17 protein-coding genes are annotated in these 24,515 nt (G+C 43.1%); 12 read left to right on the forward strand and 5 right to left on the reverse strand.

Features of this window, described 5'->3' with window-relative positions; all coding sequences use genetic code 11:
- Window positions 1-10 precede the first annotated feature (10 nt).
- The 7 genes from F1644_RS19610 (at window position 11) to F1644_RS19640 (ending at window position 11,464) form a co-directional block, all read left to right on the forward strand.
- Entirely contained in the window at window positions 11-1,195 is a 1,185-nt protein-coding gene (locus tag F1644_RS19610; protein WP_158572089.1) for a FecR family protein, read from the forward strand.
- Window positions 1,196-1,342: 147 nt separating this feature from the next.
- Complete coding sequence (locus tag F1644_RS19615) at window positions 1,343-4,948, forward strand: SusC/RagA family TonB-linked outer membrane protein (RefSeq protein WP_087422478.1); 3,606 nt, start codon at window positions 1,343-1,345, stop codon at window positions 4,946-4,948.
- Window positions 4,949-4,981: 33 nt separating this feature from the next.
- Window positions 4,982-6,541: a RagB/SusD family nutrient uptake outer membrane protein gene (locus F1644_RS19620; protein ID WP_118304283.1), complete on the forward strand. Its 1,560-nt coding sequence runs from the start codon at window positions 4,982-4,984 to the stop codon at window positions 6,539-6,541.
- Window positions 6,542-6,567: 26 nt separating this feature from the next.
- Window positions 6,568-7,428 carry a zinc-binding metallopeptidase gene (locus F1644_RS19625; protein ID WP_087422476.1) on the forward strand — a complete coding sequence of 287 codons (861 nt, stop codon included), beginning with the start codon at window positions 6,568-6,570 and terminating at the stop codon, window positions 7,426-7,428.
- A 5-nt stretch (window positions 7,429-7,433) separates the two neighbouring features.
- Window positions 7,434-8,801, forward strand: coding sequence for a DUF4302 domain-containing protein (locus tag F1644_RS19630; RefSeq protein ID WP_158572090.1), 1,368 nt, complete (start codon window positions 7,434-7,436; stop codon window positions 8,799-8,801).
- Between the two features lie 98 nt (window positions 8,802-8,899).
- Complete coding sequence (locus tag F1644_RS19635; protein ID WP_118304281.1) at window positions 8,900-10,036, forward strand: metallophosphoesterase; 1,137 nt, start codon at window positions 8,900-8,902, stop codon at window positions 10,034-10,036.
- A 435-nt stretch (window positions 10,037-10,471) separates the two neighbouring features.
- Window positions 10,472-11,464, forward strand: coding sequence for an IS110 family RNA-guided transposase (locus tag F1644_RS19640; protein ID WP_118594402.1), 993 nt, complete (start codon window positions 10,472-10,474; stop codon window positions 11,462-11,464).
- A gap of 198 nt (window positions 11,465-11,662) precedes the next feature.
- Here F1644_RS19640 and purE read toward each other — a convergent pair whose 3' ends face one another.
- Complete coding sequence (gene purE, locus F1644_RS19645) at window positions 11,663-12,169, reverse strand: 5-(carboxyamino)imidazole ribonucleotide mutase (RefSeq protein WP_087422472.1); 507 nt, start codon at window positions 12,167-12,169, stop codon at window positions 11,663-11,665.
- A gap of 107 nt (window positions 12,170-12,276) precedes the next feature.
- Here purE and F1644_RS19650 point away from each other — a divergent pair, with 107 nt between their 5' ends.
- The 4 genes from F1644_RS19650 to ubiE all read left to right on the forward strand — a co-directional run bounded on the left by F1644_RS19650 (window position 12,277) and on the right by ubiE (window position 16,064).
- The gene (locus F1644_RS19650) at window positions 12,277-12,831 is read left to right on the forward strand and encodes a phosphoribosyltransferase (RefSeq protein WP_118304279.1); all 555 of its coding nucleotides are present in this window, start codon (window positions 12,277-12,279) and stop codon (window positions 12,829-12,831) included.
- A gap of 267 nt (window positions 12,832-13,098) precedes the next feature.
- Complete coding sequence (gene obgE, locus F1644_RS19655; RefSeq protein ID WP_087422470.1) at window positions 13,099-14,091, forward strand: GTPase ObgE; 993 nt, start codon at window positions 13,099-13,101, stop codon at window positions 14,089-14,091.
- Between the two features lie 96 nt (window positions 14,092-14,187).
- Window positions 14,188-15,228, forward strand: a complete 1,041-nt coding sequence (locus tag F1644_RS19660; protein WP_087422469.1) for a DUF2776 family protein — start codon at window positions 14,188-14,190, stop codon at window positions 15,226-15,228.
- A gap of 143 nt (window positions 15,229-15,371) precedes the next feature.
- Window positions 15,372-16,064 (forward strand): bifunctional demethylmenaquinone methyltransferase/2-methoxy-6-polyprenyl-1,4-benzoquinol methylase UbiE, encoded by a 693-nt coding sequence (ubiE, locus tag F1644_RS19665; RefSeq protein ID WP_118304278.1) that lies wholly within the window; start codon window positions 15,372-15,374, stop codon window positions 16,062-16,064.
- 196 nt (window positions 16,065-16,260) lie between these two features.
- Here the strand turns inward: ubiE and F1644_RS19670 are convergent, their stop codons facing one another.
- The 3 genes from F1644_RS19670 to F1644_RS19680 form a co-directional block, all read right to left on the reverse strand.
- On the reverse strand, window positions 16,261-17,550 hold the full coding sequence (locus F1644_RS19670) for an arginine deiminase (RefSeq protein WP_087422467.1): 1,290 nt from the start codon (window positions 17,548-17,550) through the stop codon (window positions 16,261-16,263).
- A 470-nt stretch (window positions 17,551-18,020) separates the two neighbouring features.
- Window positions 18,021-18,770 carry a BT1926 family outer membrane beta-barrel protein gene (locus tag F1644_RS19675; protein WP_118304277.1) on the reverse strand — a complete coding sequence of 250 codons (750 nt, stop codon included), beginning with the start codon at window positions 18,768-18,770 and terminating at the stop codon, window positions 18,021-18,023.
- A gap of 55 nt (window positions 18,771-18,825) precedes the next feature.
- Window positions 18,826-21,039 carry a hypothetical protein gene (locus F1644_RS19680; protein WP_118304276.1) on the reverse strand — a complete coding sequence of 738 codons (2,214 nt, stop codon included), beginning with the start codon at window positions 21,037-21,039 and terminating at the stop codon, window positions 18,826-18,828.
- 190 nt (window positions 21,040-21,229) lie between these two features.
- Between F1644_RS19680 and F1644_RS19685 the strand changes: the two genes are divergently transcribed.
- Complete coding sequence (locus F1644_RS19685) at window positions 21,230-21,568, forward strand: helix-turn-helix domain-containing protein (protein ID WP_087422464.1); 339 nt, start codon at window positions 21,230-21,232, stop codon at window positions 21,566-21,568.
- Window positions 21,569-22,022: 454 nt separating this feature from the next.
- Here the strand turns inward: F1644_RS19685 and F1644_RS19690 are convergent, their stop codons facing one another.
- Entirely contained in the window at window positions 22,023-24,509 is a 2,487-nt protein-coding gene (locus F1644_RS19690) for an endonuclease MutS2 (RefSeq protein ID WP_118304275.1), read from the reverse strand.
- Between the last annotated feature and the right edge of the window lie 6 nt (window positions 24,510-24,515).

Raw genomic sequence — 24,515 nt, forward strand, 5'->3', positions numbered from 1 at the left:
AAAAATGTTTATGAATAGAGCAAATGAAACTTTTCGAGTGTCAGAAATTATTTTCCGGTATATTCTGGGAGAATTGGCGGATGAGGAAAAAGAGCAATTGGAACGATGGCTGGATGAGAAACCGGATCATAAGTATTTGTTTGAGGATTTAGTGAAAGAGGCTAAAAAATCGGAAAAAATAAAGGCTTATGGACGGATTGATTTATATGAGGCATTGGAAGACCTGTTGAGGAAGAAGAGGAAAATGGAGCAGATGAGGAAAAAGCGTCGCTTTATAACATGGGCGACAGGAGTGGCGGCCGTTATTCTACCTTTGGCTATTGCTTTCATGCTACATATTCATAGGGGAGATTCCGGTGAAAGTATGGAAGACGTGAAAGAGGTTGTTGTTTTACCTGCCGGCAAACCACGGGCTATGCTCCAGCTTGCATCGGGAGAGGAGATTATGCTGACTGCGGGAACGACACAACGTATAAAGCAAGAAAATGGAATCGAGATTAAACAGGATTCCGGGGTAATCGAATACCGGGTTGATAAAGCAAAAGATAAAGAAATTCCGCAGTTTAACATCATTTCGGTTCCGCGGGGTGGTGAGTTTTCGCTAGTGTTGAGTGATGGGACTCGTGTTTGGCTGGATGCAGCGAGTCGTTTACGTTACCCGGTGACGTTTGTCGGTAAGGAAAGAAGGGTATATTTGGAAGGGGAAGCGTTTTTTGACGTGGCTAAGGATAAAGAGTCTGAGTTTGTTGTAGAAACGAAACACGCTGATGTCAAGGTGTTTGGAACATCTTTTGATGTTTCTGCCTATGAGGACGAAGAGAAAACGACGGCCACTCTGGTACGGGGTTCGATCGGCATGGAAGTTCGTGAAACAGGTTCTGAAATACGTTTAAAACCGGGTGAACAAGCTTGCTTGGTGGGCAAAGAGTTGACAAAGTGGGAGGTGGACACGGAGATGTACTCGGCTTGGAGAGAAGGGCGTTTGGTGTTCAGTAAAGTGCGTTTGGAAGATATGTTACGACGTTTAGCCCGGTGGTATGATGTGGATATTGTTTTTTCCCGATCGGAATTGAAGGATTTCACGTTTACCGGAGAGGTGCAGAAGTATGAGGATTTTTCCGAAATATTGGAAGTTATCGAGATGACGCAGATTGCGCGCTTTCAAGTGAAAGGTAAGACAATAGTAGTATATTAATAATAAAAAGAGCTACTCGTGCTGGAACACGGGTCGCTCTAAGAGTAAGTTTATCAGCAATAATAACTTAAACGACACAAATGTATGAAAAAAAATGGAGAATATGACCCTCCTAGGTTGGGGTCATTAAAAAAAATTTGTAGGATTATGAAAGCTACGATGCTTTTTCTCATGCTGACGGTTTGCCATTCATTTGGGATGGTCCACGCTCAAGAGGTGCGTTTGGATATTGATTTGGAGAAAGCCAATTTCGCCGAATTCATGGAACAAGTGAAAAAACAGACAGAATTCACTTTCTTCTTTCACGATGCAATGGTGATGAGTTTGAAAGATATTACTTTACACATGCGGCAGGCTGATATTGAGGCTGTTTTAAAGGCTTGTCTGAAAGGCTCGAATGTTGCTTACCGGATTAAAGATCGTACGATCATTCTCTATGGATTAAACGATCAATCGAAGAAGGGGATAGACGTGAAAGGTTTGGTGGTGGATGAACAGGGAGATCCGATGCCTGGGGCTACGGTCAAGGTGAAAGGAAACGAGGGGAACGGCGTGTTGATAGGTACGGTAACAGGGCCGGACGGGAAATTCTCGTTAAATGTACCGGATAGGAAAGTGATGTTGGAGGTGTCATTTGTCGGTTATGTGTCTCGTTTGATTGCAGCATCCGACACGGTATCCTTGAAAAAGGTCGTTTTGAAAGAAGAGTTGAAGAATATAGAAGAAGTTGTGGTGACCGGATACCAGCGAATTGACCGGAAGTTATTTACCGGTGCCGCAGCAGTAATTAAAGCGGAAGATGCGATGGTTGAGGGAGCAATAGATGTAAGTCGTATGTTGCAGGGAAAAGCGGCCGGGGTACAGATACAAAATGTATCCGGAACTTTCGGAGCTTCTCCTAAGATGAGAGTGCGGGGAGCTTCTTCCATTAACGGGAACCAGAAACCGTTGTGGGTTGTTGATGGGTTGGTACTGGAAGACGTGGTAGAGGTTTCTGCCGATGATTTATCATCGGGAGATTCGGAAACTTTAATCAGTTCTGCAATTGCCGGCCTGAATGCCGATGACATCGAGAGTTTCCAGATTCTAAAAGATGCTTCCGCAACAGCATTGTACGGGGCACGAGCAATGAACGGAGTGGTAGTGATTACCACGAAAAAGGGGAAGAAGGGGACGATGAAGGTAAATTACAGTGGAGAGTTTACGGTGCGCATGAAACCGAGTTATGATCAATATAACCTGATGAATTCACAGGAACAGATGATGGTGTATAAAGAGATGGAGGCGAAAGGGTGGCTGAATTATGCGGATGTTTCTCGTAAGAAAAACGGTGGTGTTTACAAGAAAATGGCTGATTTGATTTCCACGTATGATGAGACTACCGGGAAATTTGGTTTGGAGAATACCCAACAGGCCAAGAATGCTTTCTTGCAGAAGTACGAGATGGCAAATACGGATTGGTTTGACATTCTTTTCCGTAATTCTTTACAGCAAGTACATTCTTTGAGTTTGTCATCAGGAACAGATAAATCTCGTTTCTATGCCTCCTTGAGTTATTTTAATGACGGGGGATGGTCAATTGCCGACAAGGTGGAACGCTACACGGCGAACATGAATGCTTCTTTTGATATAAAGAAATGGTTGACCGTGAATTTATTGACCAATGGTTCGTTACGTATGCAGGATGCTCCGGGAACCAATAGCCGGAACACGAATGCCGTGAGTGGTGAAGTGGAGCGTTCTTTTGACATTAACCCGTTTAGTTATGCTCTGAACACGAGTAGGGCGTTACGTGCTTATGATGATGATGGTAATTACGAGTTCTACACGATGAATTACGCTCCATTCAGTATATTACACGAGTTGGAGAATAATAAGTTGAAAATTGATATGTTGGATACGAAGTTCCAGATGGAATTGGAGTTTCGTCCATTGACCGGGTTGGACGTGAAGATGTTGGGGGCTGTTCGTTACGTGAAGACGACACGGGAACACCGGATTTATGATACATCCAATGCGGCGGAGGCTTATCGTGCTGCCGGGGATGCCACGATTCGGGATGGAAACAAGTTGTTATACGAGGATCCGGATATGCCAGGCTACCCTGCCAAGGTGGTGATGCCGAAAGGGGGACTTTATAATCGGAACGAGAATTCCATGTTGAACTATTATCAACGGATGATCGTGAATTATAATGCCTCTTTTGATGGCGGAAAACATACTTTGAACGTGTTGGGAGGAGAGGAACTACGTTACACGAACCGGACGTATGCCAGTAATCAGGGATTTGGTTATCAGTGGGATCGCGGTGGAGTTGCTTTCCTAGATCCTGATTTATTGAAACAGCAGATAGAGTCAGGTTTGTCTTATTACTCGATGGAAGAGGAGTTTGATCGTTTCGTAGCTTTCTTTGCCACGGCGGGATATAGTTATAATGGTACTTACGTGTTTAATGCAACCGGGCGTTACGATGGTTCCAATCGTTTGGGAAAATCCCGTTCCGCTCGTTGGTTACCGACTTGGAATATTAGTGGGGCTTGGCACGTGTCGAATGAGGCATTTATGGAATCATTGGAGAAGATTTCCCGTTTGACTTTGCGTGCCACGTATGGTTTGACGGCCAGTATGGGACCTTCAAGTAATTCCCGGGCCGTGTTGTACAATGAGGTAACGAAACGCCCCACGCAACAGGAGAAGGAAAATAGTATTTATATCAGTGCTTTGGAAAATAGTGAATTGACTTGGGAGAAACAATATGAAACGAATGTGGGTGTTGATCTGGGAATTTTCGATAACCGAATTAGCTTGAGTGCCGATGTGTACTGGCGAAAAGGATTTGATCTGATTGGTAGTGTGCGGGTTTCCGGTATCGGGGGACAACAGTCCAAGAAAGCGAATTATGCCGATATGAAATCTCATGGTGTAGAATTCACGTTAAACACGAAGAATCTAGTATACTCTTCTTTTAGTTGGGTTACGAATTGGACATTTTCCTATAATAAAAACAGAATCACGAATTTGGAATCCCGTCCTCGTGTGATGGATTTGGTAAAAGCAGAGGGGGCGCCCAGGCAGGGATATGCGGTAAGAGCTATATTTTCGGTTCCTTTTATGGGATTGACAAATGAAGGAATTCCCACGGTCATGGATCCGGATGGTAATATTAGCGTCGGGGATATTAATTTTCAGGAAACGAACAAGCTTGACTTTCTGAAGTATGAAGGCCCCGTTGATCCGAGAATTACGGGAGGATTTGAGAACACGTTCAAATATAAGAATTTGACTTTGGCCGTATTCTTGAATTATCAATTTGGAAATAAAGTTCGGCTACATAATTATTTTAAAAACGAGTATAATGATTTGACAGCCATGCCGAAAGATTTTTTGGATCGTTGGATGATGCCCGGAGACGAGAATCGTACTTCGGTTCCTGTAATCCTTTCTGCACGTCAGAATTCCCGGACAAAGAGCGAGTATAAGGAAGTTTATAATGCTTATAATTATTCCACGGAACGAATTGCTGATGGTTCTTTCATTCGCTTGAAAGACATTAGTTTGACCTATAAATTTGATGACAAGTGGGTACAGAGCATCGGGCTTGGTTCCATGTCATTAAAGTGCATCATGTCCAACGTGGCATTATTGTATAGAGATAAGAAATTACACGGACAGGATCCGGAGTTCTTCCGTTCCGGAGGAGTGGCATTGCCTGTTCCGCGACAAGTGACATTCTCTTTGAGAGTAGGATTTTGACGTGAAGAATATTAAATCATTAAAACAGAGAAAATGAAAGCATATAAAATATTAACGGTCGGGATGTTTGCACTTTTGGTGACAGCGTGTAACTCGTTTCTGGATGTTGTTCCGGATAACCGTACCGAATTGGATAGCCCGGAAGCGATCAAGGAGTTGCTGGTATCGGCTTATCCGAAGGCTCACTATTACCACATGTGTGAGGTGATGAGTGATAATGTTGCGGAACGTTTGGTCAGTGGAACGCATAGCCGGGCGACCTTGAACAAGCAAATGTATCAGTGGATGGACGGAACCGGTACGGGAACGGATTACCCGGTTTACGTGTGGACAAATTATTACGAGGCGATAGCTGCAGCCAATCTGGCATTGGAAGCCGTGGAAGAAGAGGGCGATACGAAAGAGTATGCGGCAATTAAAGGGGAAGCGTTGGTTTGTCGTGCGTTTTGTCACTTTATCCTGGTGAATCTTTTTGCGGAACATTATGATCCGGATAAGGCAGAGCAAATGTTGGGAATTCCTTATTGTGTGAAACCGGAAACACAAGCTATCGTGTATTACAAACGTGATAACTTGAAGCAGGTATATGACCAGATTGAAGAAGATTTGCAAACGGGACTACCGTTATTACAAGATCAGACGTACGAGGTTCCAAAATATCATTTCACAAAGGCTGCGGCTCATGCTTTTGCCGCTCGTTTCTATCAGTATAAGGGCGAATGGGACAGTGTGATTGTACACTCGACGGCAGCTTTGGGAAGTAATCCGAAGAGTAAATTACGTGATTTGAGAAATCCGGATCAAGCTAACGGGCAATGGGGAGATAAGGACGCTTATGCGGCTAAATATTTTAAAGTAACTCAACCGTCTCCTTTCCTGATGATCTCGGCTAAGAGTTGGTGGGCAAGGGATGGGCAGTCATTCAGCTTGTGTTATAGTATGAAAAAGGATGAGCATGCTTCTTTGTTCACGGAAAAGAACGTTACGGGTAGTCCGGTGACCGGGACGTATGCCACGTTCTTTGTGATCTCGACAAATTCAGCAGGTTGTGCGCGGATGTATAAATTTGACGAATTATTTATCCGTAGTTCTATTGGTTCCAGTTCCGGACAGGGATATACGGTTTCAACCCTATTGTCCAGTGAAGAGGCTCTCTTAAACCGGGCAGAAGCTTACGTGATGAAGAATCAGTTTGATTTGGCTTTAGAGGATATTAATTTATATCTTGCTGAACGGGTGCGTGTGGATAAAGATGATCCTCATGCGGATTTTACACCGTATAAAGTGAATTTGGCGAAGATAAAGGCATTTTATGATGGAAAAGAGGAATTCCCTGATTTTGAACCGTTCTATGCAAGTACGATTTCAGAGGACCAGATGTCTATGTTGAAATGTGTGGTTGATTGGCGGCGAAAAGAGTTTATGCAGGAGGGATTACGTTGGTTTGACATCAAGCGTTTCCATTTACCGGTTGTACATACGTTTACCGTTTCGGGTGATCCGTCGATTACGCTTACAAAAGATGATCTTCGGCGTGCCGTACAGATCCCGTCAGAGGCACAGGCTTTTGGAGTGGAGGCGAATCCTCGTTAGTATAATAATTGTAAATACAGTAGATTATGAAAAAGTATATATTTAACTTATTACTGTTGGCATTGCTGTTCTGCGTGACGGCATGTTCGGACGATGATCTGGGACCTTCCATCTTTGATACCACTACTGAAGAGTTGACGGAGCTGGATCTTTGGATGCAGAAAAATTTTGTGGAACCCTATAATATAGAGGTGATTTACAAGTGGCGTGATGTTGAAACGAGTATGGAGTACAACCTGACTCCACCAAAGGAAGACAATGCGAAAGGATTGGCGGATGTGTTACTGAATATTTGGTGTAAACCATATGTTGAAATCGGAGGGGAATCCTTCTTCAAAAGTTTGTCCCCTAAACAGTTGCTGTTCATCGGTTCTTCTCGTTACACGAGTAGTGGGACGGTAACTAAGGGTACGGCTGAGGGGGGACGTAAGATTGTCATTTTCGAGGTTGACCAGTATGACAGGACAAATGCGACACGCCTGAAACGCTATATGAAGACAATTCACCATGAGTTTGCTCATATTGCGGCACAAACGGTAGAGTATCCGAAGGAGTTCGAGAATATCACTCCGAATTACGTGGAGGGATGGGATAAGATCAAAGATCAAGATGCTTATGATCAAGGATTTCTTTCCGGTTATGCGATGAGTGAACCGGGTGAGGATTTTGCAGAGATTGTTGGCTTCATGCTTTCTAATAGTGCGGAGGACTGGGAGAAAATGTTGGATTACCCGACCTCGCAGGAGGCGAAAGATAAATTGAAACAGAAGGTGGAGATGGTTGTGATTTATTACCGGGACACTTGGAATGTTGATTTGTACGCATTGCAGGCTGAATGTGAACAAGCCTTGTATGATGTTGTTAATGGTGTAACTGTTAATCCTTGATGAGTATGAAAAATCTTATATATTTATTCATTGCTGCAAGCATGATGTTGGTAACGGCTTGTTCTGATGATGACGAATACGTGTTTTCGGAATTACCGAGCGAGCGGATAGAGGCTTTCCAGAAGGAGTGCCAGACAACTCTGCGAGGAGCGACCGACGGGTGGAAACTTGTTTATTATCCCCAAAAGGGTGTGTATGGTGGTTTTACTTTTGTGTTTCGATTCAGTGAGAAGAACCGGGTGGAGATGATCAGTGATTTCGAACCGATAAAAGGAGATTATTCTTATAATTTGAATCTCTCCGAGGGGTTGGTGTTGACTTTTGATTCTGATAGTCCGATTCACCAGTTGTCTAATCCCAATTACGGGGCACCGGCTCACGACGGTGATAAAGGTTACGGATTGGAAGGTGATTTCGAATTTATCGTGAAGGAGGTAAAGGAAGATGTTATTGAATTAATTGGTAAGAAAACCCGTGTGGAGGTAAAGTTGGAGAAGGCTACCGCTGCGGATTGGACTACCGTGGAAAAATTAGCAGAGATGGCTGGCTACTTTGTGTTGGGAAATAGTGGGTTAGGCATGACGGTGAACGGGGAATTAGCTATTGGCGGACGTGTAGAATTGAACGATATATTCCATTTGTGTACAATGGCTTACAAAGATGAAGAGGGAAACACGGTGTCCGTGGAGACTCCGTATATAATCACGAATGAAGGATGCTTGTTTGAGAACGAAGTGGAAGTGGCCGGGGTGAAATTTTCCGGTTTGACCGTGGATCTGAGTAACGGGGTGACTAATCGGGAATTCGTATCCAATGATGCGGATCAGGCAATTCGTTTCTTTATTATGGATCTTTCCCCTTTGAATTTGACTCCGGCAGAAGTGCCGACCTTTGTACCTAACAAATACATAGCCTCTGTGGATATGTTGAAAAGCCATGACGAGTATATCATTACGGACATGAGTGCCTCCTTGAAGGTTGAATGGGAAGCTTTGCAGGCTGAGTTACCGAATTTTGAGAAATTTACGTTGGAGATGGATCGTAAAGACGGTTACGAGGGGTCGTTCCGGGTGACGGCTATCAATAGTGGTGACGGAAAATCCAAAAGCCATAATTATGACTTTGGAGCCTTTACCTTGTTGAATAATACGGTGAATCAAGTACGGTTTGATAATAGCAAGAAGAGTCATTCTACTTCTTCCGGTTTCACGGATAAAGCGTTATATGATGCTGGTGAGAATGCTCGTGTGGGAGCAATATATAATGCTTTCTTTGATAGTAAAGGTTTCACGGTGATTCGGGATTCGGAAGAGATCTTCTGGATTAGGAGTATTCAGAATCCGGAAGTTTGGATGAAACTGGAAGCTGATTAAAATAGAGCTGTGTGTCGTCCTATGAAGGATTAGTTGTTTTTTTGACAGCCGGGATTTCGGTGGGTCTCGGCTGTATTTCGCTTATAAAAAGAATTAAGATGAAAACATTAAAGATATGGGTGTTGTGCCTGTTGTTGGGTACAGTGTGGGACGTGTGTTTGGCACGAGATTTAAAACAAAATAAAGATACAACGACAAAAGTGGCGTCTGTGGATGGCCCCTATGTGTTGTACGATGAAACCGGACGAATGAGGGTGATTCATGTTGATGAACACGGAGTATTACAAGATCGTGTTTACGATGAGGTTCCGGAAGGTTTTAAACTAAACGTGGTTTCGCAGAAAGGTGGCCATCGTTTTCAGGTGAAACTACATCCCGTGGAGCGTCCACTTTGGAAGTCCGGGCAGCGGGAGAAAACATTGATTATTTCTGATCCTCACGGGGACTTGGAGAGTTTCGTTTCCGTGTTGCGCAACAATGGCGTGATCGGAAAGAATTATAAATGGAAGTTCGGTAAGAATCAGGTGATTGTTATCGGTGATGTCTTTGACCGGGGAAAGGACGTGTTGCCCATTTTCTGGTTGATGTATAAGTTGGAACAGGAGGCGAAGGATGCGGGAGGGGTGATGACTTTTATGTTAGGGAATCACGAGGAAATGGTGTTGCGGGGTAACTTAAAATATACCCGGAGCAAGTATAAGGATTTAGCAACATCACTTGGGATGGAATATGCCGACTTGTGGCATGAGAAGAGCGAGTTGGGGCGTTGGTTGCGTTCTCGTAATCTGATTCAGGTCGTGGGAAAGAATTTGTTCGTCCATGCCGGACTGAGCAAGGAGTTTACCGGAATGGGAAATGCCGTGACAGAAGTAAACGAAGAGATGGCGAGATCTATTTTCTTGCCGAAAAAAGAACGGCAGGAGTTGTCTGCCTTGTCTGATTCCATCTATTGTGATCGGGGACCTTTTTGGTTCCGGGGGATGGTGAAAGATGAGGAGAAATATCGTCCTTCCACGCCGGAGGATGTGGAGCGTATTTTGGAACAATACGGTGTAGACCGTATATTCGTGGGACACACGATATTTGATGACGTGACTCCCTTCTTTGACGGGAAAGTCGTGGCCGTGAACGTGAATAATCAAAAGAACCGGGAGGCAGGTAAAGGCCGGGGAATCTTGATGCAGGGAAATACCCTGTATGTTATATACGATAAGGGTAAGCCTCGTAAATTCTAGCTGTTTTATTTCAATAATGAGGATGTGTCAAAAGTCATTTTCAAACTCCCTCCCCCCTTCGGGGTACTCCCTCTATAAACAGAGGGAGAGTTGAAATACTCCCTGTCTTCGGGAAGAGTCACCAGCTCCAATTTAAACAACTACCCCCCACTAACTCCCCCTGTGTAAGGGGGAGTTGGAGTGGGTAGTCTGTAGATACTGGATAAGACTTCTTGGACATTTACTTTTGCACTATTCAATAACACGAAAAATCGTGTATCTTTGAAAAAGAAGAGTTGCAGTGCACTAATTTTTGGACTAGTCTTTCAGGACTACAGGCTGAATCAGACTGCAACTCTAACTTTCGGAGAATTTAGCCAGTTAGAATTTTAGGCATTAAGGCCTGTTAAATGTATTAACTACTTCTCCTCTTTGTTTAACTGTAAATGCAAAAGTATGAATTATTCTCATTTTGTAGGTCTTGATGTGGGAAAAAAGTCCTTTGATGCCTGCCTGGTTTCTTTAGACAAGGAATTAAGTCATCATACCTTTCCCAATACCCCTGGAGGCATCGAAGAATTATTACATCGGGTAAAACAGCATGGGGTGGAAGTTGAAACCGCCCTTTTTTGTGCTGAAAACATGGGTAGTCACGTGATCGACTTGTGTTTATCCAGCTACCAGTTCCATTTCCCCCTGGCTCTTGAATGTCCCTTGACAATAAAGAGATCGATCGGCTTGCAACGTGGCAAAAATGACCGGATCGACGCGCGGCGAATCGCGCGGTATGCCTGTTTGCATTACCGTAAACTCAGGTTATATCAATTACCTGATAAAGATCTGGTCAGGTTGAGGAACTGGATGGTCATAAGAGATAACCTGGTAAAACAAAAAGTATCTTCCCGCAAACTACTGGAACTGCCCCGTGAAACTTCCGGTCTGGCTGATCTTGTGACTGCCATGACTTTTTTAGAAAAACAGCTCAGCCTGGTAAAAGAGAAAATCTCTTATGTCGAACAGGAAATGGAAAAAATCATTTCCTCGAATATTGCTCTTTTAACAAATTACCAGTTACTAACAAGTATAAAAGGCATCGGCCCCATTAATGCCATTGTCCTTTTATGTGTCACGGGTAATTTTCACCGTTTTTCTGATCCGCGAAAATTTGCCTGTTATTGTGGGGTGGCTCCTTTTGAACACTCGTCAGGAACCTCTATACGGGGTAAAACGAAAACTTCTAATCTAGCCAACAGGGAAGTGAAAGTATACTTGACCAGGGCTGCCATAACAGCTATATCATGGGATCCGCAAATTAAAGCATACTATAAAAGGAAAACGGGAGAAGGAAAGCACAAGGCATCAGTGATTAATGCCGTCAGGGCGAAAATTATTGCAAGGTGTTTTGCAGTTATTAAAAGGAAAACTCCATTCGTTACATTAAGAGCATAGGGCGGTGACACGCGCGAGGGAAAGATTATTTTTCTTTTCGAAAGTCTCTCGCGAATCACGAGATTTTTGAAAAGAAAAAGAAGCTGTGGGGGGAAAGAAAATCGCAATAAAAATACATTTTACCACGATTTTCTTCATTAAATAGTTGCAAGAGACTTAGAATTCAGCCCCTTGTTATATTGATTCTTTCCGGGGAGATCAGTTCGTTTTGTAATCGTATTTTACTTTTGCCAGTTCGTTGTTGGCATCAACGATTTTCTTTTTCAAAGATTCTTTGAAGTCCACGATTTTAGCTTTCAATGCATTGTCGCCAACAGCCAGAATTTGTGCAGCCAGAATACCGGCATTCATGGCCCCGTTGATGGCGGTGGTGGCAACCGGGATGCCCGGAGGCATTTGGGCGATGGCTAAAAGAGCGTCCATTCCGTCGAGAGAGGCGTTGATGGGAACACCTATCACGGGAATTGGTGTCATGGCAGCGATAACACCCGGTAGGTGTGCGGCCATTCCGGCTCCGGCGATGATAACTTCAATACCCCGTTTCTGTGCGTTTTTGGCAAAAGACTCCACTTCAGCCGGAGTGCGGTGAGCGGAGAGGGCATTGATCTCGAAAGGTATGCAAAAGTCGTTTAACACTTTTGCGGCTTTTTCCATTACGGGCAGGTCTGACGTGCTACCCATGATAATACTTACTTTTGGGTCCATATTTTTACCGGATTTTAAATTCAAAGTTGTACTTTTGCGCAAAGTTAAATAAAAAAATGGATTAGAGAGACGATAGGTCTATCATTCAAAAGAGAAATATGCACAGGATGAAAAGAATCAAATTGCATGATCGGTGTTTCCGACTGATGATTGAGGCTGACGTGATCGACCGGGAAATAGAGAGGGTGGGGACTCAAATTAATCGGGAACTGGCAGGAGAACGTCCTTTGTTTCTAGGAGTGTTGAATGGGGCGTTTATGTTCGTGGCTGATTTGTTGAAACATATCACGATTGAGGGGGCGGAAATCAGTTTCGTGAAGATTGCTTCTTATGCCGGATTGTCCTCGACGGGAAAGGTTCAGGACCTGATCGGGTTACGGGAAGATATTACGGGACGAACTGTAGTGATTCTGGAGGATATGATTGATTCGGGAGAGTCCATTATGCATATGAAAAAAATGTTGGAAGAGAAACATCCGAAACAAGTAAAGGTGGCTGCCTTGTTCTACAAACCGAAAGCGTTGAAGTACGACCTAACGATCGATTACAAGTGTATTGCGTTGGAGAATGATTTCGTGGTAGGGCATGGGTTGGATTATGACGGGTTAGGGCGTAATTATCCTGACTTGTACGTGGTGGACGAGGGAACAAATGAAAATTGAAAATGAAAAAACAAACTCCCTCCCCCCTTCGGGGTATTGAGCCCGGAAACCGGTCTCGAACCAGCTCTTGCTCGGCAATTCGGAAGCAAGCTTCCCCATTGCTCTCGCTTACTCGCTGGTTTCCCTCTATAAACAGAGGGAGAGTTGAATTACTTTTCGACTTTGGGAAGAGTTACCAGCTCCTCCTCTGTTTATAGAGGAGGTGGCAGCGAAGCTGACGGAGGAGTTTAATTTAAAATTTAAAATTATAAATCTAAAATAAAAAGAATGGCATCAACGAACTTTGTCGATTACGTGAAAATATTCTGTCGTAGTGGAGCCGGGGGGCCGGGATCTATGCATCTTCATCGAGATAAACGTTCTGCCAAGGGAGGACCTGATGGTGGTAATGGTGGACGCGGAGGACACGTGATATTAAAGGGAAACCGGAATTACTGGACCTTGATTCACTTGAAATTTCAGCGCCACGTGTATGCAGAGGACGGGGAGAGCGGGAGTGGAAATTTATGCACGGGAGCTGACGGGAAAGATGTCATTATAGATGTTCCACTGGGAACTGTTGCTCGGGATGCGGATACCGGGGAAACGATTTGCGAGATCACGAAAGACGAAGAGCTTTGTGTTGCTGTCAAAGGGGGGCGTGGTGGTTTGGGTAACTGGAATTTTCGTTCAGCTACAAATCAGACGCCTCGTTACGCGCAGCCGGGAGAACCCCGGGTGGAACGGAATGTTATTCTGGAATTAAAAGTGCTTGCCGATGTCGGATTGGTGGGTTTCCCGAACGCGGGTAAGTCGACATTGTTATCCGTTGTTTCCGCGGCAAAACCGGAGATTGCGAACTATCCGTTTACCACGTTGGTTCCGAATTTGGGAATTGTGAATTACAGGGATAACCGTTCTTTTGTGATGGCTGATATTCCCGGAATCATTGAGGGGGCGCATCTGGGAAAAGGTTTGGGACTTCGTTTCTTGCGGCATATCGAACGAAATTCGGTATTGTTGTTTATGGTTCCCTCAGATAGTGAGGATATTCACGGGGAGTATAAAATTTTGTTGAACGAGCTAAAACAGTATAATCCCGAGTTGTTGGATAAAAAACGACTTCTGGCTATCAGTAAATCGGATTTTATTGATAAGGAGCTGATGTCTGAAATGGAGAAAGATTTACCGGATATTCCCTACGTGTTCATTTCTTCCGTGACGGGGAGTGGAATCATGGAATTGAAAGATATGCTGTGGAGGGTCTTGAACGAAGAGTAGCGAACGGCCTTTTCTTATTTTATATTTTTTTCAAGTAAACGGGGTAACCGAATATGTTAATCGCCGTATATTCATAAGAATTTAAATAAATGACTTATGAATTACGGAATTAGTGTATTGTTTCGATTTATTCCCTTGTTGATGGCGTTGATTTGCTTTTTCTTTGGAGGGTATATTTTTGGATTCGGGAATGATGAAGCACGGTGGGTAGCGGGGCCGGTCGTATTTTCATTAGGCGTACTTTGTATCGCGTTGTTTGCCACGGCAGCCACGATTATTCGGCAATTGATCCACACGTATAACCCTGTTGCGAAATATTTATTACCCGGTATGGGATATTTATTCGCTTTAGGAACGATGATTTGGGGTATTTATCTGTTCAGTTCTCCTGAACCGCAGAATTTATTTGTCCCGGGACACGTGATTTGTGGTGTGTCGTTGATTGCGGCTTGTATTTCAACGGCAGCAACTTCATCTACTAAATTCACACTTATTCCGGTGAATTCACACGGGACAAGCGATAAAATTAATCCTAACGGTTTCTCGGCTACCACGGAAACAGTGTTGATCGGTTTAACCGTTTTGTTTTCCACGGTAGCGTGGGTTTGGGCGATAGTATTATTGTCAGGCTCCGGGGGTGATCATTTGGTTGCTGGGAGCGTGATGGCCGGATTGGCTTGTATTTGTACGAGTTTGATCGGGCTGGTTGCAAGTATATCTCGTCAGATCAGGAATGATTATGGCGAGAAGGATCGGAAGTATTGGCCAAGACTGGTGTTTTTCATGGGGACAATCTGTATCGTGGGGGGAATTGTTGAGCTGTTGGCAGCACCTGTCCCCGTGAATACAACCGGTTTTATTCTGATCGGTTTAGGTCTTGTCTGTTTTAGTATTTCCAGTAAGATTCTGTTATTAGCCAAAGTGTGGCGTCAAGAGTTCAAGTTGGCGAATCGCATCCCGTTGATTCCCGTGATGACTGCCTTGTTGGCTCTTTTTCTGGGCGCATTCCTTTTTGAAGAGTCGACGGTTGATAATGCATTTTTCGTGCCTGCCCGGGTACTGATCGGTTTGGGTGGTATTTGTTTCTCCCTGTTCTCGATTGTCAGTATTCTGGAAAGCGGGACTTCCAGTAAATAATATCCTTTTGGAGGTTTTGATTTGAGTTTATATTTCCGAGTCGCGGAAACTCTTTTGGGAGAGTTTTCGCGATTCTTTGTTTGTAATCTTTTAAAACGTGGTAGAATTCGTTATTTTCGCCTCCGAAATAAAAGAATAAAGTCATGGCTAAAAAAGAGAAGGTACAGGAGATGTTTAACGGGATCGCACCGAAGTACGATTTGTTGAATCATCTGTTGTCTATGGGTATAGATAAGAGTTGGCGTAAGAAGGCAATGAAAGTTGTTGGTGCGGGGCGAAAGGATTTGGTGTTGGATATTGCTTGCGGGACGGGAGATTTTTCGATCGAGGCGTTGAAACATGGAGTGAAACGAGTGGTCGGGGCCGATATTTCGGAAAATATGCTGGCCGTGGCACGGGAGAAAGCGAAAGCAAAGGGGTTATCTGATCAGCTTGATTTTCAGTTTGGGGATAGCGAGAACCTCACCTTCGACTCGAATACTTTTGATGCCGTGACAGTTGCTTTTGGCGTGCGTAATTTTGAACATCTTGAATTAGGACTGACAGAAATGTGTCGGGTGCTGAAACCCGGGGGAAAGGTGGTTATTCTAGAATTTTCGACGCCTGAACATTTCCCGATGAAACAGTTGTATAATTTTTATTTTAAACATATTCTGCCTTTTGTGGGAGGCGTGATTTCCGGAAACCGGAAGGCGTATGAATATTTGCCAGCCTCCGTGTTCGCGTTTCCGCAGGGGAAGGATTTTCTGGATATTATGCGGAGTGCCGGTTACTCGAATGTTTCGCAACAGCGGCTGACTTTTGGAATTGCCAGTTTATATGTAGGAGAGAAATAAAAGAGGCTGTGTCAAAAGGTATTTTATCCTCAAAAACTCCTCCGTCACTTCGTGCCACCTCCTCTATAAACAGAGGAGGAGCTGGTGACTCTTCCCGAATACAGGGAGTATTTCAACTCTCCCTCTGTTTATAGAGGGAGTACCCCGAAGGGGGGAGGGAGTTTGAAAAATGACTTTTGACACATCCTCTTTTATTTTACCATTCAACAGCATCGCGGTTGATCGGCATGGTCATGCATCTTGCACCACCACCTCCGCGGGGAAGTTCTGATCCCTCGATGGTAATCATGTATTTTTCGTATTTGCTCAGATCGACTTTGTTGCTGATCACGTCGTTAGCACGAATAATCTCGAAACCGGCATTGTTCATGGCTTCAACGGTATAATTGTTGCGTGCGTAGCCTAACACTTTACCCGGGGCCACGCAGAAGAAGTTTGCACCACTATGCCATTGTTCTCTCTCCATGTTCCAAGTTTCGTCTTCTCCACCGCAATACACGGGTTCCAAGTCCATACCCAGTTTTTTCAAGGCGTGTAACAATGTCTTTTCCCGGCGGATGCTGATTAGTTTCCCGTGTTGAATCTTGATGTGAACCGTCTGGTAATTGCCCGGACTCATGATCAAGGGTTCGTAAACCATACATTTGTCCTTATCCAAGAAAGTGAACACCATATCCAGGTGAATGAAGGATTCCGGGGAATGGGGTAGTTCCTGTACAAGAATATGTTGTACCTTGTCTTCGTTTCGGTTGATAAAGTTATACATCAAGGCGTCGATAGCGCGGGTTGACGTGCGCATACCGTTACCGATAACCAATATATCATCCCGTGCAATCTGTACGTCACCACCTTCGATGGTTAATTTACGAAGGGGATCAGATTCCGTGTTCAAACTTAACGTTTTGGTGTTAAATCCGGGCGTGAAGTCAAAAATAGATTGCATGATGATTGCCTCGCGATCACGAACAGCGTTAGCCATCCTACCAATAAGTACTTCGTTGTACATACTCATGGAGGCGTCGCGGGTGAAGAAGAAATTATGTAACGGGCGCAAGTCGTACCAATCTTTATTCAAGAATTTGGTCAACGTGTCGCGTTTCATTTCAACCCCTTCGATCAGCAAACGGGCCAAATTTTCTGCATCTTCATCCAACAATTGATCTTTAATTGATCCTTTGGGAGTTACTTCGGCAATAAAAGGCTCTATCTTTTCGATGCGGTTCAACACTTCCAGTTTGATGGCATCGTCTTTTAAAATGTTTGTCAGGAGGTCTTTGACCTGGTAGGTTTTCGTGATTTTACCTAAAACCTCACTGAGTTGCTTGTATTCTTTTCGTGCGATTGATAAATTTAGAATATCGCTATAGAGCGCCCTCTCAGCGTTCTCGGGAGTCATGTTTTCTACCTCCTCGCCTGGTGTATGGAGTATTACTCCATTCAGTTTTCCGATTTCGGATTGAACATTTACCTCTACAATCTTAGACATATATGTGTTTTTTTGATTACATGGCAAAATTACGATATAAAGGTTGATAAACCTTATAAATCACCACTATAATTATGCAAAAGGTGAAAATAAATATGCACTATTTAAAAGGAGAAAGGGATACATGACGTACCCCTTTCAATATCTCGAAGAGTTGTCCGGCCTCTCCGAGCTGGTTGCATCTTAAATATTTTGAGTATACAATTCAACGTTTTCCATCACTTTCAGAATTGTCTATATACATCCATTTCAATCGTGGAATATTTCACCTAAATATTCTTTGCAAAATTATAATTTAAAATTGATAATAACAAATAAACGTCAACATAATTATCGGTTGGTAGGGACTATTGGTGTAATGCTTTGTTTTGTGTTTGTAATACAAGAAACCACCCCAAGATAACCTGGGATGGCTTTTGATAACCCAAACGGAATTTTGCAAATGATGGGTTATTTTTTATGTGTGAACTTTAGAATCTAAATCCAATTTTCAACATCGGGTTAGATAGAAAATCAAATCCGTGAGTGTCTGATGATAGGAGTTTCAACCCGACTTGTGGTCGGATGTTATATACCGTGTAGTCATAGGCAATCGGTCGAATTTCGATAGAAATAAAAAATGCTTTGGAAACGAAATAATCGAATCCGGTGACACCGGCAACCCGGTACCCGAAAGCTTCTCCAATAGATTTTCCTAGATAGGATTCGTCATCCGCTTTTGCTTCTTGTTTCCCGTAAGAGAATCCGAATTCACCTCCATAACGGAAAAATAGTTTGTCATATTTGGTTTTCACGAATCTTTCCGCTCCGAGGACGATAGAATATTTTATTTTATCTTTTGATGTTACGAAATTGTAATCTGGAATGTCTCCGGTTTCGAATTTTCCATCCGTGCTGTTACCGGGTAAAGCTTGGTACTCGGGATTATGCTTGAATGAAAATCCTCCCATTGCTTTCAGCGCCCATTTTTTCGCAAACATCCATCTGAATTCGAAATTCAGTGACAACTGTTTATCGAACCAGCTGGTTTGTGGGGCGGAGATATTGTAGGTGCTCAAATCCGGGGCCGGGGCTTCCATACCGACAAACGAGCCTACACCTAAATTTAAAGAGACGGATTTGTCCCCTTTCTTTGGTGTAAAGTCATCTTTTGTTTGTGCGTTGGCAAGCAGTACCGATCCTGTCATGATGATAGCAATTGTCAATACTCTTTTTAGCATATATACAAATTTAGTGAATGTCAGTGGGGATTTCCCCACTGGCATTGGGTTTTACTTATTCGGCAAGTGCTGCTTCTGCGGCATCAATAGCTGCTTGTAAACGGTCAACACGTGCTTGTAGTTCAGGTTGGATTTCTTTGAGTTTTGAAATCTCGTTGTTGAGAACATTAATTTCTGCCTGGTATTCTTCATTTTGTATTCTGATGCAAGCTTCTAATTCTTCGTTCTTTTCTTCGTCACTTGCAAGAGCATTGAATTCTTTGATGGATTGCTCTGCTTTAGCGATGGCTTCTTCTGCTGTTTTTATCTCTTTTTTGTAGGTCTCTATTTGCTCATTGATGCCTTCGATGTCTGAAGAAGTTAGAATTTCCAACAGGTGATTAATACGCTCTATTTGGGAGCTTAATTCATTAGCTTCTCTTATTAATGTGGTGTATGCTGAATTCTCTAAAGCCGCTTCTGCTTCTTCTTTTTTCTGTTCAGCCGCCTCAATGTTGGCTACCGCTTCATCCCAATCTGCTTTGGCTTGATTCATCTCTGCCAGTAACGTTTCGGTTGTTTTGGCTGCATTGTCAACGATCGTGTTGAATTCATCGGCTAGTAACGTTGCGATTTCTAATTCATCAATTGCTTTTTGTACCTTAACAACAAGTTCACCTTGATTGATTTCCGAAACAGCAGCAACAGCATCATTGTATGCTTTTTGTGTGATTGTGACATTTTCTTTTGCCTTTTCGTATGCTGTTTCATTTTCTTCAAGAGCTTTGGTGGCATCAGCGATATCTTTTTTAGCTGTTGCTAATGCGGCATCGTTTGCTGTTACGGCATCGCTTGCTTTAGTCAGTTCAGCTAAAGCTTTTGCTTCATTTGTCTTGGCAACACCCAATAAAGCTTCTAGCTCGGCTTTCTTCTCAGGAGTAAGATCCGGATCTTTCAGCTCGTTGGTATATTTTACCACCACGCCTTTTTTCGCATCGTAATCTGTTTGGGCAGCAGTCTTTTTATTATTTAATTCGCTTACTTTACTTTCGTAAGTAGCTTTGTCTTTTGTCGCTTTTTCAAGTTTCGTTTTTTGTTCGTTGATTATTTCTTCAAGTGGTGTCAAAGCAGCTTTTGCAGCTGTTGCTGCTTTCTCTAATTTTCCTAAATTTGCTTTTGTTTCAGCTAGTTCTTTTTCAGCTTCTTCTTTTGCTGTCGTTTTCATTTCAATAGTGGTTGCTTGTTTCTCTTTCTCGGCAGTAATCTTGGTTGTGATATTTTGTTCAAATTCAGGATATCCTGGGAAAGGGAATGTTCTTTCAGTTCCTTTGCTTGTTATAACTGTTATTTCGAACGGAGAGACCAATTTTTTCGTGGGATTGCTGTTGTAATCCTCTTTTGCTTTTTCGTAAGCCTTTTCTTTGGTACTAGCCTCTTGCTTGGCCGTTTCCACTGCTTGTTCTGCATCACAAATAGCTTTCAATAATTTTTTTGCTTCGTCAGCAGTATTGATCATTTCTGCCGTTTTGGAATCAAGCTCTTTGGTAAGTTCTTCAAGCTTTGTATTAAGTTCATTGATTTTTTTTTCAATAGCGGCGTCTGTCAGCGTTTTTGAGGCTTCAAGCTCAGCAATAGCTTCTTTTGCAGTGGTTACTTTTTCTTGATTTTCTTTTATTATTTCTTGGAAACTAGCGAGGTGCACCTCGAAATTATCAGAAATGAGATTCTTGTACCGATTTACTCTGTCTTCGTTATTGGCGATTTCGTTTTGATTATTACGAAGTTTCCGCAGGGCTTTGACATAGTCTGCATACATTTGCTCTAGTTCCGGGTTGAGTTTACCGGCAATAATGGCGGCATTTAATTTGTTCAAAAAATCTTGTTGCTTGTATGCTTCCTCGGCTTTACGAGTTTCGTATTCAAGTTCATAAATTTTTTGTTGATATTCATTTGCTATTTCTGCTGCTTTTGCTTCATTCCGAATCTTTTCAGCTTCTGCAAGTAGTTTTTCAGCTTCAGCTTCCGTTTTGGCTGCATTGGCTTCTGCGATCAAACGTTCAATTTCAAGGCGAGCTGCTTCATTTTTAGCTTCATTCTCTACTTTCAATTTTTCGATTTCTGCCAGTAATTTTTGAGCCTCTCCTTGGGCTTTCAGCATTTCGGCTTGTGCCTTCAGCCATTCCGTTTTTGCGGTACGGATTTGTTCAACTGTAGCAGATTCTTTGTCATCCACGCAGGATGACAATAAGGCGACAGTTATCAACACAAATAATAAACTTATTTTTCTCATAACACCTTGTTTTTTAATTAAACATTTAATAATTCAATAATTTATTTAATACATTTACAAACGCTTCGTTGTATTTTGTTGACAAAAGTATGGTATAAAATTTACATGTGCAAATAATATTCAACATTTTTGTAGTTATATATTACCTTTATTAAAACTTTTCTCATGATAATTCTCGTAATTTTGAACTATGAAATTGGATATAGGAGAGATTATAAGGCAAGAGTTCGAGAAAAGTGGTTTGAGTGCCAGCCAGTTCGCTCGTATGATTAACAAAGAAAGGACGTTGGTATATCATCTTTTCAAGCGTCAATCTATTGATACAGATTTGTTGTATCAGATTTGCATGGTGTTGAATGTGGACTTGTTTAGTCTGTTCTCGGAGAAGTTGAGACAAGAAAATAATATTATTGGGGCATGTCATTCCCAAAAAGCAGAGAGTGTATCGTCCAAACGAAAGATTATGCTGGAGATTGAATTGGATGATGAAGAGTATCAAAAAATGATCCAAAAAGCATTAAACATATAGCCCTTCAATTATTCTTAATTCCGGAATTCGATACAAACAATTGTTTCCACGCTCATAGGTAGTCGGGGAAATAGTGATTTGTCCCAGTAAAGTGGGCATTCAAATGAAATTTCTATCTGATGGGGTTATTATCCTGTTTTCAAATTGTTATGATAGACTTATTCGGATGTTAATAATTACTATTGTAATTTAATATATTGTTATTTTGATAGGAGCGGAATAGGGGAGGAATGGGAGCGGAATGGGAGCGGCTCGCAATATGATAACAAGATAATCCTGTTTTGGTAACATTATTTTACATTATTTTGCATTGAATTTTTGTAGAACACCCCTAAATCCGTGAGTGTTGAAACACGAATTTAGGGTATTCTTGAATAATTCTCGTTTTGTTGGTTGCCCTCGCTTTCGCGAATATCAAGGATGCGGATTTATCCGGAATATAACCGCGTGTGGTTTATATATCCAGTTTCACCACGGTAATTCCCGAGCCTCCCATTTGTACATGTTCATCCCCGCAGGAACCCACGACCGGATTGGTCTTTAAAAAATCCCGTATGATTTGCCGGAGGGCCCCTGTACCTGTTCCATGCAAGATGCGTAGGTCTTTCATGTTTAGCATAACGGCATTGTCAATGAATTCCGATACTTTCATGAGCGCCTCGTCTCCCCGTAGTCCTCGTACGTCGATCTCCGGTTTGAAATCCATGCGTTTCTGGCTGATGTTTTCCAGGTAATTGGAAGAGGGGCGTGGCGTCCTGTTTTGCGTGATTTTCTTGGCTGCACTGTTCGATATTTTCGAGAGGCGTTCCACTTTCACGGTAGTCATGAGACCGCCGAGAGCGATAACAGCGTTTTTCTCGTTAATTTCGATAATTTCACCCACGGCTTTATTATCCAGTTGCACGAGATCTCCTTTGCTGAAAGTTGGCGCCTGTTGCTGTTGATCGGTCTCTTCCGACGTGGAGGTTTGGGAGCGTTTCCCTTTTTCCTTTTGTTTCTTTTCCCGGTTTTTCAATTTCTCGATTTTTCTCTTCAGGCGTTCTTCCTCTTCTTCTTCGCTGAACAGTAACCGTCGTTTTTCTTCCTCGAATGTTTGTCGGGCCAGTCGGGTTTGCTCCTTTTCGGCTTGACTTTCTTTGATTTGCCGGATGGTATTTTCTATCGTTTTGTTCGCCCCGGAGATGAGTTCTTTGGCTTTCTCTTGGGCTTCTTGGATGATTGTTTTCCTGAGTTTGGAGGCATCGTCCAGTTCTTTTTTATAACGCTCCAGCACTTCTTCCAAGCGTTTTTCATTTTCATGGATGCGTTTCCGTTTTTCTTCCCAGTAACGTTTATCCCGTAGGATTTCTTTCAAGTGCTTGTCGAAATTTACCCGGTCTTCACCGATCTTGCTGGCGGCATCGTCCAAAATTTCTTTGGGTAACCCGATTTTCTTGGCGATTTCGAATGCAAAAGACGAACCCGGTTTTCCGATTTCCAGTTGGAAAAGCGGCAACATCCGATGGCTGTCATAAAGCATGGCCCCGTTTGCAATTCCGGAAGCTGAAGAGGCAAAATGTTTTAAATTGGTGTAGTGTGTCGTGATGACACCTCTCGTTTGGTTGTTATTTAAAGCATTTAAAATGGCTTCAGCTATCGCTCCGCCTAGCATGGGTTCGGTTCCCGTACCGAACTCGTCGATCAGGATAAGCGTGTCTTGCGAGGCGTAACGGATGAAATTCTTCATGTTTACCAGATGCGAGCTGTATGTACTCAAATCATTTTCAAGAGACTGTTCGTCTCCCATGTCAATGAGTATTTTGTGGAATATCCCGAATTTACTGGATTCTTCCACGGGTACGGGTACGCCGCATTGGAACATATATTGTAATAAACCGGCTGTTTGCAGGCAGACTGATTTACCACCCGCGTTAGGACCGGAAATCAGGATGATTCGCTGATCTTCATTTATTTCAATATCCAGGGGAACAACCTCTTTCCCGTTTGCTTTCAAGCTTAGGTAGAGTAGGGGATGCTTTGCCCTGTACCATAGCATGGAAGGGGTATCTTCAAAAAGGGGGACGATGGCATTCACCCGGATGGCAAAGAGTGCTTTTGCTCGCACGAAATCCACGAATGCCATGAAATCGTATGCCGGGATCAAGTCATATATATAAGGACGCAAGTCGTCGGCAAATTGCCGGAGAATACGGGTGATTTCCCGTTTTTCTTCCAGTTGCAGTTCCCGGATTTCATTGTTCGTCTCGATGATTTCCGCGGGTTCGATATAAGAGGTTTTCCCGGTGGTGGATTCATCATGCACGATACCATTTAATTTCCGCTTGAAGGCGGCAGGCACGGGAATCACCATTCTACCGTCCCGGATAGCAATGTTGCTGTCCTTGTCGGCCCATCCTTCCTCCTGTGCTTTCTGCAACAGGGATTGCATACGTCGGGAGATTCCGGATTGCTTTTTAGCAATGCTATGACGTATGTTGCCTAAAGCGGGTGAGGCGGTGTCCTTGATTGTCCCGAATTTTGAAACGATCGAGTCCAGACGTTGCAGGATATAGGGGAATACTCGTACGTCTCCGGCCCGGGCTACCAGATGAGGGTAAACTTCTTGTTTGGTGTTGAAGAAACGCATGATGGCGTTCAGCGACTCCAGTGAATTTTTTAAGACAACCAGCTCGTTTACTTCCAGAAACAAACCCTCTACTTTTATACGCAACAAGAAGGGACGGGCATCATGGTAATAGGAGACCGGAAAGTTCTCTTCCTCTTGACAGATCCGCATGAATTCGGAGGTTTCGGCCAAAGAGGTTTCGATCCATCCGGCATTGGTGGAGAACTTGATGTCGCTGACCAGTTCCCGGCCCATGTCACTCAAGCAGTTATTGCTGATAAGTTGTCTTATTTTGTCGAATTTTATTTTAGATTCAAAATTTTCGGGATAAATCATATTGAA

The organism is Butyricimonas paravirosa (genome assembly GCF_032878955.1).
Classification (GTDB): Bacteria; Bacteroidota; Bacteroidia; order Bacteroidales; family Marinifilaceae; genus Butyricimonas; species Butyricimonas paravirosa.

Bases quoted from the DNA above. Each gene is read 5' to 3' on its own strand.
- F1644_RS19610 (WP_158572089.1), top strand. From the start codon at position 11: ATGAATAGAGCAAATGAAACTTTTCGAGTGTCAGAAATTATTTTCCGG.
- F1644_RS19615 (WP_087422478.1), top strand. From the start codon at position 1,343: ATGAAAGCTACGATGCTTTTTCTCATGCTGACGGTTTGCCATTCATTT.
- F1644_RS19620 (WP_118304283.1), top strand. From the start codon at position 4,982: ATGAAAGCATATAAAATATTAACGGTCGGGATGTTTGCACTTTTGGTG.
- F1644_RS19625 (WP_087422476.1), top strand. From the start codon at position 6,568: ATGAAAAAGTATATATTTAACTTATTACTGTTGGCATTGCTGTTCTGC.
- F1644_RS19630 (WP_158572090.1), top strand. From the start codon at position 7,434: ATGAAAAATCTTATATATTTATTCATTGCTGCAAGCATGATGTTGGTA.
- F1644_RS19635 (WP_118304281.1), top strand. From the start codon at position 8,900: ATGAAAACATTAAAGATATGGGTGTTGTGCCTGTTGTTGGGTACAGTG.
- F1644_RS19640 (WP_118594402.1), top strand. From the start codon at position 10,472: ATGAATTATTCTCATTTTGTAGGTCTTGATGTGGGAAAAAAGTCCTTT.
- purE (WP_087422472.1), bottom strand. From the start codon at position 12,169: ATGGACCCAAAAGTAAGTATTATCATGGGTAGCACGTCAGACCTGCCC.
- F1644_RS19650 (WP_118304279.1), top strand. From the start codon at position 12,277: ATGAAAAGAATCAAATTGCATGATCGGTGTTTCCGACTGATGATTGAG.
- obgE (WP_087422470.1), top strand. From the start codon at position 13,099: ATGGCATCAACGAACTTTGTCGATTACGTGAAAATATTCTGTCGTAGT.
- F1644_RS19660 (WP_087422469.1), top strand. From the start codon at position 14,188: ATGAATTACGGAATTAGTGTATTGTTTCGATTTATTCCCTTGTTGATG.
- ubiE (WP_118304278.1), top strand. From the start codon at position 15,372: ATGGCTAAAAAAGAGAAGGTACAGGAGATGTTTAACGGGATCGCACCG.
- F1644_RS19670 (WP_087422467.1), bottom strand. From the start codon at position 17,550: ATGTCTAAGATTGTAGAGGTAAATGTTCAATCCGAAATCGGAAAACTG.
- F1644_RS19675 (WP_118304277.1), bottom strand. From the start codon at position 18,770: ATGCTAAAAAGAGTATTGACAATTGCTATCATCATGACAGGATCGGTA.
- F1644_RS19680 (WP_118304276.1), bottom strand. From the start codon at position 21,039: ATGAGAAAAATAAGTTTATTATTTGTGTTGATAACTGTCGCCTTATTG.
- F1644_RS19685 (WP_087422464.1), top strand. From the start codon at position 21,230: ATGAAATTGGATATAGGAGAGATTATAAGGCAAGAGTTCGAGAAAAGT.
- F1644_RS19690 (WP_118304275.1), bottom strand. From the start codon at position 24,509: ATGATTTATCCCGAAAATTTTGAATCTAAAATAAAATTCGACAAAATA.